Source organism: Rhizobium hidalgonense, from assembly GCF_002914525.1.
GTDB lineage: Bacteria > Pseudomonadota > Alphaproteobacteria > Rhizobiales > Rhizobiaceae > Rhizobium > Rhizobium hidalgonense.
In genome coordinates this window covers 96,894-108,707 of sequence record NZ_LODW01000049.1, presented here as the reverse complement: position 1 = coordinate 108,707, position 11,814 = coordinate 96,894, and the positions used below count along the sequence as shown (strand labels likewise).

The following is an 11,814-nucleotide window of genomic DNA, read 5'->3' as shown; positions in this document are numbered from 1 at the left end:
GGTGCGGGCGCGGCGGTCATTCCGCCGCCTGATAGGCCGACGGCCGGGCGGCCGATGTCCGCGGACCGGCGGCGGCAAGCAGGGTGATCGCGACCGCAAGCAGTGCCACGAAGGCGATGCCGGCGACATAAGGATCCCAGCCGAAATGCGGTGCGGCGCCGAACACGGCCGAGGCGGCTGCAAGCACGATGCCGCCGCCGATCTGGAAGGAGGCGAAGAGCAGTCCGGAGGCGAGCCCCGACTTGTCATCCTCGACGTCGGACAGGGCCGCGACCTGCACCGAGGGGTAGGTCAGGGCGTAACCGAGGCCGAGCGGGATCTGCGAGCACAGCACGAGCAGGATCGGGTCGACATGTCCGAGGGCGGTCACCCAGAAGATGTAGCTGAAGGCTTGCAGACCGACACCTATCGCCATCAGTCCGGTGGCGCCGCGATTTTGCGCGAGGCTCGCAAAACGGGGCGCCAGGAACATGACGAAGACGCCGCCAAGCGCAAAGCAGAAGCCTGTGGTGAAGGCCGACCAGCCGATGACGTTCTGATAATAGAGTGTCGCCAGGAACTGAAAGCCGACATAGGCGCCTTGGAAGAGGGCGGCAATCGCATTGGCGTGCCGGAGTTTCGCCCGGCGGAACATGCCAAGCGGCACCATCGGATCGGCGTGGCGCGCTTCGACCGCGAGGAAGAGCAGGATCAGCGCCAGCGAAGCGATCAGCGAGCCCCAGGTGGCAAAAGCCTGCCAGCCGGCGGCCGCAGCATTGGTGATGCCGAAGACGAAGAGCAGCAGCCCGGGCGTGATCGTCAGCGCGCCGGCCCAGTCGAAAGCGGGCCGCGGTCCCGTCCTTTTCGGGTCGGCCGGCAGCGCCAGCGGCGCAAGAAAGAGCGTCATGATGGCAACGGGCGCGCCCATGACCAGCGTCGCCCGCCAGCTGAAGATCGTCGCCGCGCCGCCGAGCACCATGCCGAGCACGAATCCGGTGGCGCCAGTGGAGGCAAAGACGCCGAGCGCTTTTGCGCGCGCCGTTCCTTCGCCGAAGACGGAGAGCAGCAGCGCAAGGGCCGCAGGCGCGGTGAAGGCGGCGGCAATGCCCTTGATCAACCGGGCGGCGATTAGCGTCGGGCCGCTGTCGACGAAGCCGCCGGCGATACTGGCGGCGGCAAAGATTGCCAGCGACCAGAGGAAGACGCGGCGATGGCCGAAGACGTCGGCGACCCGGCCGCCGAGCAGGAGAAAGCCGCCATAGCCGAGCACATAGGCGCTGACGGCCCATTGCAGCGATGTCGCCTCCATGCCGAGCTCGGCCTGGATGGCGGGCAGCGCGACGCCGATCGTGGAGACGTCCATAGCGTCGAGAAAGTTGGCGGTGCAGAGCAGCAGCAATGCCAGCCCCGCTCCGCTTTTCGATTTGGAAAATGTCATCGAAATCGTTCCTTCTTTGCTGCCGCCGGGCGGCAGGGAACGAGAAAATGTACAGCTTCCATTCCTATTGCAAATTGATAGTAGCTATGCCAGGTATTACTCACAATGATGAATGATGCCACGCTTCGCAAAATCGACCTGAACCTGCTGCTGGCTTTTTCGGTGCTGATGCAGGAGCGCAATGTCAGCCGCGCCGCCGAGCGGCTGCTGCTTGGCCAGCCCGGCCTCTCGGCTGCTTTGCGGCGGCTGCGCGAGGCGCTGGACGACGAATTGTTCGTGCGCGTCGGCCGCGGCCTGCAGCCGACGCCGCGCGCGCTTTCCATTGCGCCGGCGATCGAGGATGCGCTGTCGGGTATCGAGCGCGCCATCCGCCCGCAGGCCGAATTCGATCCGGCAAGCTGGCAGGGCGAGTTTCGCATCGGCATGTGCGACAATCTCGAATCGGCCTTCTTCGGCCCGCTTGCCGCACGCCTGCTGCAGCTCTCACCTGGCGCCCGGCTGATCGGCATCGCTTCGGAAAAGCGCGATGCCGCTCGCCGGCTGGACGAGGGCGTCTTCGATTTCAGCGTTTCCATGCATGACGAGCCGGCCTCCTGGCACATCCGCGCGCCGCTGTTCAACCAAGCTTCGATGTGCATTTACGACGAGGTTCAGCTCAAACTGAAAGCGCCATTGAGTCTTGAGGATTTCGCCAATGTCGCGCACGTCACAGTCTCGTTCGAGGGCAATGCCTCGACCAGCATCGACACCGCACTGAGCCGCACCGGCCATGTCAGGCGGGTGGTGGCGACGGTGCCGCGCTTTTCCGCCCTGCCGACGGCGCTGCGGGCGATGCCCGCCATCGCCACCGTGCCGGAATCGATCGGCCGCTGCACGGCGCAATTGCATGGGCTGACCATCTCAACGCCGCCGATTTCGCTGCCGGCCGATCCGGTGACCATGCTCTATCGCCGGGTCGACCAGGCCGATGGCCGGGCGCGCTGGTTCCGCCGCCTGTTCCTCGACGTCGCCGGCGAGGCGCTCGAAGCCTCCGGCTGCCGCGTCGCAATATCGAGAGCGGCGGCGTGATACATGTCGCCGCGTTCCGTCCGGAATTGCTTAAAGATAGAGCCGGTTAGAGCTCACCCTTGTGGAAATAGGCTTCGAGGCGGTAGCCGTCCGGGTCGATGATGAAGGCGGCGTAATAGAACTGCCCGTAATCCGGCCGGATGCCCGGTTCGCCATTATCCGTGCCGCCGGATGCAACGGCGGCTGCATGAAAGGCATCGACCGCGGCTTCGTTGGGGGCGACGAAGCAGAAATGCAGTCCGGATCTGAGATCGGCAACAACCGGATGCTCGACTTGCATGATCCACAACCCGACCCTTTCCGGGCCGTAACCGATCATCGTGTCGGCATTGGCCAGGCGCTCATATCCGAGCGGCGCCAGCGCTGCATCGTAGAAGCGCCGGGCTCTTTCGAGGTCTTTGACGCCGAGGGAGATATGATCGAACATGGACCGCAAACTCCTATAACACGCCGATCCGGATTCGGGGTGATGCGGCATCACCATCTTTCAACCGCTCTCCGAAGTCAACGAACCCGCTGTCGGGAGCGGTCGGCGTGACCATTGCCAGCAAACCCTTCCGGCCCAGCAGCCCGAATGACTGGCCCCGCACGCGCGCGGCCAGTCCTCACATCAGGCTTTCACGGCAGCCCATTTCGGAGCAATGCCGGTACCGCGGCCCAAGCCGTAACCGAGGCGGATGTTGAGCATGCCCAAGGGCTCGAGCAGGCGAGCGGCGTCCAGCGATCCGGTCTTCTCGACAGCGAAGCCGGCGTCCTTGACCAACGCCGCGGCGGTTTCGACGGCGTCTTCGTCGCCGGCCAGGAAGACCGGAAGAGTGACGGTCTGATCGGGAGAGGCAGCAAAAAGCTCGGCAAAGATCGTGTTGAAGGCCTTCACGACCTTGGCGCCTGCGGCCTGGCGCTGGATCTCTTCGGCGGCCGACGTATCATGGCCAAACAGCAGGCCGGAGAAATCCGGTTTGAGCGGGTTGGTAATGTCGATGACAATCTTGCCTTCCAGCGCCGCAGCGCCGGCAAACTCGAGTGCCGAAGCATAAGGCAGCGCCAGCACCACAATGTCGGCTTGCGCCACGGCGCTCGCGATCGGCGCGCTCGAAGCACCGATCTCCGCTGCCAGCGACTTTGCCGCGGCCTCGTTGCGCGATGCGAGGATGAGATCGCGCTTGCCGGCCAGCCGACGGGCCAGGCCGGCACCCATGTTTCCAGTTCCGATGATGGCGGTTTTCATGTGGTCGTCTCCTTGGTGAGATTGAATGTCTCGGATATAGCCGACCGCGATCCCATCTTTAATGGCATTGAATGCGATTATATAATTGCATAAAAGTATCGAATGAACGATCTCACCAACCTGCAGACCTTTGTCGCCGCTGCGACATCAGGTAGCTTCGCGAAGGCTGCCGCCAGGCTCAACCTGTCGCCCGCCATGGTGGGCCGCCGTATTCAGGCTTTGGAGACGGACTATGGCGTCAAGCTGATCGAGCGCACCACCCGAACCCAGAGGCTCACCGAGATCGGTGTCAGGTTTCTAGAGAGAGCAAGCCGGGTCATCGATGAGCTAGAGCAGTTGAACGATCTCGCCGGGCCGCAGAACGACGAGATATCCGGCCACCTCCGCATCAGCGGCCCGACCACTCTGGGGGTAAAGCGGCTGGCATCGTCCATCGCTCGCTTCGCCAATCGACATCCCGCTGTCAGCCTGGAGCTCAATCTTACCGACCGTAACGTCGATATGATTTCGGAAGGTTATGACCTTGCCATTCGGGTGGCGCAGTTGCGCCCGTCTTCCTTGATCGCAAGAAGGATCGGCACTTATCGCTTCGTCTGCTGCGCCTCTCCCGCTTATCTCGACAAGAACGGCGTGCCGGCTCATCCCGAGCAGTTGGAACGGCATCGCTGCATCCTCAGCCTCAACCTCGTCCCGCGGGATCAATGGCATTTCGAAGATCGGGATGGACGGGTGGTGGCGGCAAAGATCAACAGCAATATCGGTATCGACAATGGCGAAGCCATGCGGGTTGCCGCGGTGGAAGGTGCCGGCATCGTCTATGCGCCTGAGGTTCTGGTGGAGGAAGACATTGCCGCGGGACGGCTGACCGAGGTGCTCGGCGATTGGGAAAAGTACAGCCTGCCCATCCATGCCGTTCACCCGTCTCGGCAGTTCGTGCCGCGACGGGTGAAGGCGGTGATCGGCTGGGTCGCCGGGGATCTCCGCCGATAGAATTGCCTGCAGACAGAGGTCGCGAAGGGCGGCGCGGCCTTACTGCAATTGCGGTTTTTTCAAAAAGCTGTTGCGGTCGGCGGATTTGATGCGCAGCCAGGCTTCACGGCCATTCCTGAGGATCCGCATCGGAATCTCGGCGCCGGCCGGGCCACTGTTCCAGACCTTGCGGTAGAAATCGGCCAGGCCGTCGACCTCTTCGTCGCGGATCTCCGAGATGATATCGCCCTGCCGCAGGCCCGCCTGGGCTGCCGGCCCGCCTTCGGCCACGCTCATTACCACCACGCCGCCATTGCTCTCGGCGGAGAATGCACCGAGCCAGGGCCGCGGCGGCTTGTTGACCTGGCCGCGATTCAACAGATCGTCGAGGATTGGCGTGAGCAGATCGATCGGCACGACCATGTTGATATCGGCGACTTCGTCGCCCTGGCTCATTTGCAGGCGAAGCGAACCGATGCCGAGAAGCTTCCCGTCCGAACCGATCAGCGCCGCACCGCCCCATGAGGGGTGAGCCGGCGCCGTGAAAATCGCCTCATCGAGCAGATATTCCCAGTAGCCGGCGAATTCCTGCCGGGCGACGATGTTTGCCTCGACGAATTCTCCGATGCCATCGGCAAGCACGACGGGGTCGCCGGCCTTGGCGCTTGCCGCGTCGCCGAGATCCACCGCCGGCGCATCAAGCACCCCAAGCGCCTGCACCAGGCCGAAGCCGCTTTCCTGATCATAGGCGAGGGCATGGGCGGGAACGACACGCCCGTCATGGGTGGTCAGCCACACCTCTTCGGCCTCGGTGATGAGATAGCCGATGGTCAGCACCAGCCCATTGTCGCGAATGACCACGCCGCTGCCTTCCCGGACGGTTCCCAGCGTTTCCGCCGTAAAGGCATCTTCCGGAATGGAGGAACGGACGGCCACGACTGACCGCAAAATCGGATCGATATTCATGCTTTCATCCCGCTGGGCCGCCGGTACGAAGGACTGAAATCCGGCGCATTCCACCTTGAATAAGTAAGAAGATGGTTGGGCGGCGGCAAGACTGCAGGGGAGGGAATTTGCGAAACCAACTCCATGGCGCAGTGGACAGCGGCGCCACGCAACAATATACAGTCAATCCCATCAGCAATCAGACTGACGCGGATTACGACATGAAGAACTGGCATCCCGATCTCAGCCGCAGCAGCAGCCCCCGTTATATGGCGATCGCCGATGTGATCGAAATGGATCTGCGCAGCGGCGCTCTGGTGCTCGGGGACCGGCTGCCGCCGCAGCGCGAACTCGCCAAGCGGCTGAATGTCGATTTCACCACGGTGGCGCGAGGTTATGTCGAGGCGCAGAAGCGCGGGCTTGTCGATTCGCATGTCGGCCGCGGCACCTTCGTCACCGGCGGTGTGGACAAGCAGCGCCAGGGTTTCGCGCCGGGCGCTGCGCCCGATCCGCGCCGCGTCGCCGTCGTCGATTTTTCGATGAACATGCCGCCGGAACCGGATGACCCGGAACTGATCATCCGCATGCGCGAGGGTATGGTTGCGGTGACAGCCAACCTCATTCCGCTTCTGCGCTATCAGGGTTTCGGCGGCTCCGGCATGGACAAGGAGGCTGCCGCCGCCTGGCTCGACCGTCGCGGTCTAAAGCCCTCGCAGGAGCGGATCTTCGTGACGCCGGGCGCACATCCGGCTCTGTTGGCGATTTTCGGCCTGCTGGCAAAACCGGGTGAGACCGTACTTTCGGAAAGCATCACCTATCCCGGCATTCGCTCGATCGCCGCCCAGTTGCGGCTCAATCTGACCGGTCTGCCAATGGACGAGGACGGTATTCTGCCGGACGCTTTTACCACAGCCTGCGAGAGATTGAAGCCGAAGGCGCTCTATCTCAATCCGACGCTGCAGAATCCGACGACGCTGACCATCCCGGCCAAACGCCGCGAGGAAATCGCAGCCGTTGCCCGCAAATATCACGTTCCGATCGTCGAGGACGATGCCTACGGCTTCATTCCGCTGGAAGGTCCGCCGCCGCTTGCGGCAACGGCGCCCGATCTCACCTGGCATATCGGCGGGCTGGCGAAATGCATCGGCGCGGGGCTGCGTCTTGCCTATGTCGTGGCGCCGGACAGCAAGGCCGTCTGGCCCTTCGTCAGCGCCATGCGCGCCAACAATGTCATGGCCTCGCCGCTGACCGTGGCGCTCGCCACCCGCTGGATCGAGGACGGCACCGCCGATGCGATCCTGCGCTTCATCCGCATGGAAGCCGCCGCCCGTCAGCAGATGGTCGCCGCCATCCTGCCGGCCGGCAGCTACCGTGCGGATCCGATCAGTTTCAATATCTGGCTGCCGCTCTTCAATGGCTGGACCCGCTCCACCTTCGGCAGCCACATGCGATCCTCCGGCATCGGCGTCGTCGCAAGCGACGCCTTCACGGCCGAGGGCGCTGCACCGGAGGCCGTGCGGATCTGTCTCGGTGGACCGATTACCCGGGAGAAGCTGCAGGGCGCGCTGGAATTCATGGCCCATGCGCTGGAAGGCCCGCCTGAGATGGCCGCCTCGTTCTTCTGAGGCTAGCATCGCCGCTGAACCCGTCATGCGCATCCGATTTGAAGCGCTCGGGCCGATCGCCGCGAGACTATCCGTCTCGACGAACTGCGCCGCTGGGTTTCCCGCTATCGGTTGAGGCGTCGGGCCTGCGGGTCGCGATGGTGCGTGGAAAATCTGCGGTCAGCCGCCGCCGGGCCAAGGGAAGTGTGCGGCATTCTGACGAGTTGACTGGTAATGTGTAGGCAATGTATCTATATTGTATGCATACATTGCTGGGCATTGATAGGTTTGAATGCCCGCGCAGAACAAGGCGAGATCATCATGGAGACCGAATTTCCCCCGCTTCCTCCGCTGCAGACCGGTATCAGGGGGCGTTGCCCACGCTGTGGCCAAGGCCATATGTTCAAGGGCTTCCTAACGTTGCAGCCGGCATGCGAGGCTTGCGGCCTCGATTATTCCTTCGCCGATCCGGCTGACGGCCCGGCTTTCTTCGTCATCTGCTTTGCCTGCATCCCGAGCGTGTTGCTCGGCGTCTGGCTGGAGGTGGCGTTTACGGCGCCGATCTGGGTGCATCTTCTGATCACCGGCCCATTCATGCTCGCCACCTGCATTCCACCACTGCGGCCGCTGAAGGGCTGGCTGGTCGCCAGCCAGTATTTCTACAAGGCAGAAGAGGGTAGGCTGGCTTGAGACTTGTTGAGCGTCGCGCGCAGGCGCGGCGTGGCGAAATCGAGCAGGGCCCGCAATTTCAGCGGCACCAATCCCTGTGTGGGGTAGACGAGATGCACCGGCGCCGGCGGCGCTTCGAAATCGGCAAGCAGCGGCACCAGCAGGCCTGCCGCCTCGGCGCGTGCGGCCTGGTAGGAGAGCACCCGGGTGATGCCGAGGCCGGCGACCGCCGCATCGACCGCGGCCTCGGCGGTGTTGACGGCAAGACGTGAACGGATCGACACGGGGAGATCGCGTTTGCCCTCGGCGAAAGTCCAGCTCACTTTCGAGGCCATGCCCTCGAAGGTGACGCAGTCATGGGTGGAGAGATCGCCCGGATGCCGCGGTGTCGCGTGCCGCGTCAGGTAATCCGGACTGGCATAGACCGTCCGGCGGATCGAGCCCAGCCTGATGGCGATCAGGTTGCTGTCCGGCAGGTTGCCGATCCGGAGCGCCACATCGATATGATCCTCGACGAGGTTCGACAGCCGGTCGCCAAGCATCAGGCGCAGATTGATATCGGGATAGGCCTTCAAGAAGTCCACCACCACAGGCAAGACATGCAACCGTCCGAAGACGATTGGTGCGGTCATCGTCAACTCGCCCTTCGGCGCGCTGTATTCGCCGGCCGCCGCCCGTTCCGCCTCTTCCACCCGATCGAGAATTTCCCGCGCCGCCTCGACATAGGAGCGGCCGGCCTCCGTCAGCGCCACCTTCCGGTTGGTCCTTTGCAGCAGCCGGCTGCCGAGATGTGTTTCCAGTTCCGAAACCTTGCGGCTGACGGTTGCGAGTGGCGAGCGCAGATGCCGTGCGGCGGCCGACAGGCTGCCCTGTTCGACAACGGCCAAAAGCACGGTCATGGCGTCCAGGCGATCCATCCTATCCTTCCATAAATTGATAATATGCCTTCCAGTTTAGCATTCTACTGCATTGAAGTGGAAGGCAATAAATTGCCCCGCAGATGGTTCGAAGCGGCCATCGTCAATCCCCGCCAATCGGGAATAACGAAGGAAACCATCATGAAACTCTATCATCACCCGCTTTCCGGCCATTCGCACCGGGCTCACCTGTTCCTGTCGCTGCTTGGCGTGCCCTATGATTTGGTCGAGGTCGACTTGGCGGCAGGCGCCCACAAGGCGCCGGAATTTCTGAAGCTCAATCCCTTCGGTCAAGTGCCTGTTCTCGACGATGACGGCACGGTCATTGCCGATTCATCCGCCATCCTCGTCTATCTCGCGCGCAAATATGGCCGCACCAACTGGCTGCCGGAAGAGGCATTGGCCGCGGCGCGTATACAGAAATGGCTCTCGGTTGCAGCCGGCGAAATCGCCTACGGACCATGTGCTGCCCGCCTGGTCACCGTCTTCGGCGCCGATTTCCGCACCGACGAGGTGATCGCCCGGGCGCATCGCATTCTCACGCTGATCGAGGCGGAGCTCTCCGGCCGCAATTTCCTGCTCGGTGACAGACCGGTGATCGCCGACATCGCGCTCTACAGCTACATCGCCAACGCCCCGGAGGGCAATGTCGATATCTCGGCCTATCCAGGTGTGCGTGCCTGGCTTGCGCGCATCGAGGCGCTGCCGGGTTTCGTCGGCTTTCGCAAGACGAAGATCGGCCTCGCCGCATAAAACCCGTCGGGGCGGGATCGCCGTCCCGGTTTCTCAAAGTTGCCCGTAAGGAGGTTCGTGATGCTTGAGCAGACGAGACAGGATGTGAGTTCGCCTTGGCATGAGGGTGAACTCGCCATGCAGCGCAGCGTCGGCGTCGTCGAGCGCATGGACGGGCCGGGACGGAATTTCGTCCGCAAGGCCATGCCGGAGCAGCATCGGGCTTTCTTTCCGATGCTGCCGTTCCTAGTGCTCGGCGCCGTCGATGCCAAAGGCGATGTCTGGGCGACGGTGCGGGCCGGGCGGCCGGGTTTCATGTCCTCACCGGAGCCGGAGGTTCTTGACGTCCGTCTGCCGCGCGACCCGGCCGATCCTGCGGATTCAGGCATGGAAGATGGCGACGCGATCGCAATGCTCGGCATCCAACTCGAGACCCGGCGGCGCAACCGGCTGAACGGCCTGATCGGCAGGACGTATACCGGCGCTTTCCGTGTGCGCGTCGGCCAGAGTTTCGGCAATTGCCCCCAATATATCCAGCCCCGCTCTTCAGAATTTGTCCGCGACCCCGATGTGCCGACAGCGATGACGCCGCTGCATTCCGGTCACCTCGATGATCGCACGCGGCGAATGATCGAGAGCGCCGATACCTTCTTCGTCGCCTCCTATGTCGATCGCGAGGATGGCGAGCGGCAGGTGGACGTCTCCCATCGCGGCGGTTATGCCGGTTTCGTGCGGGTCAGCGCCGAGGGCGGGCTGACCATTCCCGATTTTTCCGGCAACCGGTTCTTCAACACGCTGGGCAATTTCCTCGTCAACCCGAAGGCCGGGCTGGTCTTCGTCGATTTCGAAACCGGCGATATGCTGCAGATGACGGGGAGGACCGAGGTGCTGCTGGATTCGCCCGAAATTACAGGCTTTCAAGGGGCGGAACGGCTGTGGCGTTTCACGCCCGAACAGATCGTGCTTCGCCCGGATGCTCTGCCACTGCGATGGAGGCAGGAGAGCGCTGAGCTGCAGCGCCGTTCCCGCGGGTGAGGCAGCCGTCTGGCTGAACGACCGCTAGAGCGAAACGCTGCGCCCGCATCTTGCCAATCGTTGTACCAATCGGTACAAACAAAACCGTTCAGTACAGGAGCGCCCATGTCCAGCCTCGTCCCACCCTTCACCCTTGAGACCGCGATCCGCAAAGTCCGCCTTGCCGAGGACGGCTGGAACAGCCGTGATCCCGAGCGCGTGTCGCTCGTCTATACGCCGGACAGCCGCTGGCGGAACCGCGCCGAATTCGTCAACGGCCGCGCCGAGATCGTCGCCTTTCTCACCCGCAAATGGGCGAAGGAACTGGACTATCGGCTGATCAAGGAGATCTGGGCCTTCACCGATGATCGCATCGCCGTGCGCTTCGCCTATGAATGGCACGATGACAGCGGCAACTGGTTCCGTTCCTATGGCAACGAGAACTGGGAATTCGACGCCGCCGGCCTGATGCAGCGCCGCTTCGCCTGCATCAACGACCTGCCGATCCGGGAATCGGAGCGTAAGTATCACTGGCCGCTCGGCCGGCGGCCGGACGACCATCCCGGCCTGAGCGAACTCGGCCTCTGAACACTGCAAGGAAGGCCCGCCGGTGAAAACCGTCTACGAACGCGCCGACATCGTGCCGCTGCTGGCGGAAATCTTCCGCGAACTCGGCTATCAGGGTACGTCGCTCAGCCGCATCACCGAACGCACCGGCATCGGCAAGGGCAGCCTCTATCACTTCTTTCCCGGCGGCAAGGAGGAGATGGCGGGCGCCGTGCTCGCCGATGTCGATTCCTGGTTCGAGCAAGCGATCTACCGGCCGCTGAGACACGGCGACACCCGCGAGGCGATCGTGGCAATGTTGGCGGATGTGAACGCGTATTTTCGCTCCGGCCGCCGCATCTGCCTCGTCGGTGCCTTCGCCCTTGACGAGACCCGGGAACGATTTTCGGCGGCAGTCGCCGACTATTTCATCCGCTGGGTCGCCGCCTTGCGTTCGGCGTTGATCCGGGCAGGCTGTGCGGAGGAAGAGGCGCAGGCGCTTGCCGAGGAGGCCGTTGCCGGCATTCAAGGCGCACTGGTGCTGTCACGGGCGCTTGATGACACAGCGGTCTTCACCCGATCGCTGCAGACCCTGGCAAAACGGCTCGATGCCGTGATGCAATGAGAGGGTGGTCAAGTCGCTGGAGGGTTTATTGCCACTGCAAGGAATTCACCCGGCCACATCGACTGGCCGGGGCATCGATC

General features: G+C 63.3%; 13 protein-coding genes. 8 read left to right on the top strand and 5 right to left on the bottom strand.

The genetic code is table 11. The features are described from left to right. Nucleotides 1-16 precede the first annotated feature (16 nt). Entirely contained in the window at nt 17-1,417 is a 1,401-nt protein-coding gene (locus ATY29_RS12645; RefSeq protein ID WP_097536489.1) for an MFS transporter, read from the bottom strand. Between the two features lie 105 nt (nt 1,418-1,522). On the opposite strand from ATY29_RS12645, the gene ATY29_RS12640 reads away from it, so the two are divergent. Beyond that, nucleotides 1,523-2,485: a LysR family transcriptional regulator gene (locus ATY29_RS12640; RefSeq protein ID WP_097536487.1), complete on the top strand. Its 963-nt coding sequence runs from the start codon at nt 1,523-1,525 to the stop codon at nt 2,483-2,485. Between the two features lie 46 nt (nt 2,486-2,531). Here the strand turns inward: ATY29_RS12640 and ATY29_RS12635 are convergent, their stop codons facing one another. Continuing rightward, nucleotides 2,532-2,912, bottom strand: coding sequence for a VOC family protein (locus tag ATY29_RS12635; RefSeq protein WP_003569382.1), 381 nt, complete (start codon nt 2,910-2,912; stop codon nt 2,532-2,534). Between the two features lie 183 nt (nt 2,913-3,095). Next, the gene (locus ATY29_RS12630; RefSeq protein WP_003569381.1) at nt 3,096-3,713 is read right to left on the bottom strand and encodes an NADPH-dependent F420 reductase; all 618 of its coding nucleotides are present in this window, start codon (nt 3,711-3,713) and stop codon (nt 3,096-3,098) included. 102 nt (nt 3,714-3,815) lie between these two features. Here ATY29_RS12630 and ATY29_RS12625 point away from each other — a divergent pair, with 102 nt between their 5' ends. After that, nucleotides 3,816-4,703, top strand: coding sequence for a LysR family transcriptional regulator (locus tag ATY29_RS12625; protein ID WP_003569380.1), 888 nt, complete (start codon nt 3,816-3,818; stop codon nt 4,701-4,703). A gap of 39 nt (nt 4,704-4,742) precedes the next feature. Here the strand turns inward: ATY29_RS12625 and ATY29_RS12620 are convergent, their stop codons facing one another. Continuing rightward, the gene (locus ATY29_RS12620) at nt 4,743-5,648 is read right to left on the bottom strand and encodes a S1C family serine protease (RefSeq protein WP_003569379.1); all 906 of its coding nucleotides are present in this window, start codon (nt 5,646-5,648) and stop codon (nt 4,743-4,745) included. 200 nt (nt 5,649-5,848) lie between these two features. Between ATY29_RS12620 and ATY29_RS12615 the strand changes: the two genes are divergently transcribed. Both ATY29_RS12615 and ATY29_RS12610 read left to right on the top strand, forming a co-directional pair. Continuing rightward, nucleotides 5,849-7,252, top strand: coding sequence for an aminotransferase-like domain-containing protein (locus ATY29_RS12615; protein WP_097536516.1), 1,404 nt, complete (start codon nt 5,849-5,851; stop codon nt 7,250-7,252). A 300-nt stretch (nt 7,253-7,552) separates the two neighbouring features. Beyond that, the gene (locus ATY29_RS12610) at nt 7,553-7,921 is read left to right on the top strand and encodes a DUF983 domain-containing protein (protein ID WP_003569375.1); all 369 of its coding nucleotides are present in this window, start codon (nt 7,553-7,555) and stop codon (nt 7,919-7,921) included. Here the strand turns inward: ATY29_RS12610 and ATY29_RS12605 are convergent. Beyond that, nucleotides 7,891-8,817, bottom strand: a complete 927-nt coding sequence (locus ATY29_RS12605) for a LysR family transcriptional regulator (protein ID WP_003569374.1) — start codon at nt 8,815-8,817, stop codon at nt 7,891-7,893. The genes ATY29_RS12610 and ATY29_RS12605 overlap by 31 nt on opposite strands. Nucleotides 8,818-8,958: 141 nt before the next feature. Between ATY29_RS12605 and ATY29_RS12600 the strand changes: the two genes are divergently transcribed. The 4 genes from ATY29_RS12600 to ATY29_RS12585 all read left to right on the top strand — a co-directional run bounded on the left by ATY29_RS12600 (nt 8,959) and on the right by ATY29_RS12585 (nt 11,734). After that, nucleotides 8,959-9,570, top strand: coding sequence for a glutathione S-transferase family protein (locus tag ATY29_RS12600; protein ID WP_025415713.1), 612 nt, complete (start codon nt 8,959-8,961; stop codon nt 9,568-9,570). 60 nt (nt 9,571-9,630) lie between these two features. After that, entirely contained in the window at nt 9,631-10,584 is a 954-nt protein-coding gene (locus ATY29_RS12595; protein WP_097536485.1) for a pyridoxamine 5'-phosphate oxidase family protein, read from the top strand. Between the two features lie 105 nt (nt 10,585-10,689). Then, the gene (locus ATY29_RS12590; protein ID WP_025415715.1) at nt 10,690-11,151 is read left to right on the top strand and encodes a nuclear transport factor 2 family protein; all 462 of its coding nucleotides are present in this window, start codon (nt 10,690-10,692) and stop codon (nt 11,149-11,151) included. Between the two features lie 22 nt (nt 11,152-11,173). Continuing rightward, nucleotides 11,174-11,734, top strand: coding sequence for a TetR/AcrR family transcriptional regulator (locus ATY29_RS12585; RefSeq protein ID WP_097536483.1), 561 nt, complete (start codon nt 11,174-11,176; stop codon nt 11,732-11,734). The last annotated feature ends 80 nt before the right edge of the window (nt 11,735-11,814 follow it).

Coding starts and splice junctions, on each gene's coding strand:
- ATY29_RS12610 (WP_003569375.1), top strand. CDS start 7,553: ATGGAGACCGAATTTCCCCCGCTTCCTCCGCTGCAGACCGGTATCAGG.
- ATY29_RS12640 (WP_097536487.1), top strand. CDS start 1,523: ATGATGAATGATGCCACGCTTCGCAAAATCGACCTGAACCTGCTGCTG.
- ATY29_RS12590 (WP_025415715.1), top strand. CDS start 10,690: ATGTCCAGCCTCGTCCCACCCTTCACCCTTGAGACCGCGATCCGCAAA.
- ATY29_RS12625 (WP_003569380.1), top strand. CDS start 3,816: ATGAACGATCTCACCAACCTGCAGACCTTTGTCGCCGCTGCGACATCA.
- ATY29_RS12605 (WP_003569374.1), bottom strand. CDS start 8,817: ATGGATCGCCTGGACGCCATGACCGTGCTTTTGGCCGTTGTCGAACAG.
- ATY29_RS12645 (WP_097536489.1), bottom strand. CDS start 1,417: ATGACATTTTCCAAATCGAAAAGCGGAGCGGGGCTGGCATTGCTGCTG.
- ATY29_RS12595 (WP_097536485.1), top strand. CDS start 9,631: ATGCTTGAGCAGACGAGACAGGATGTGAGTTCGCCTTGGCATGAGGGT.
- ATY29_RS12615 (WP_097536516.1), top strand. CDS start 5,849: ATGAAGAACTGGCATCCCGATCTCAGCCGCAGCAGCAGCCCCCGTTAT.
- ATY29_RS12620 (WP_003569379.1), bottom strand. CDS start 5,648: ATGAATATCGATCCGATTTTGCGGTCAGTCGTGGCCGTCCGTTCCTCC.
- ATY29_RS12600 (WP_025415713.1), top strand. CDS start 8,959: ATGAAACTCTATCATCACCCGCTTTCCGGCCATTCGCACCGGGCTCAC.
- ATY29_RS12630 (WP_003569381.1), bottom strand. CDS start 3,713: ATGAAAACCGCCATCATCGGAACTGGAAACATGGGTGCCGGCCTGGCC.
- ATY29_RS12635 (WP_003569382.1), bottom strand. CDS start 2,912: ATGTTCGATCATATCTCCCTCGGCGTCAAAGACCTCGAAAGAGCCCGG.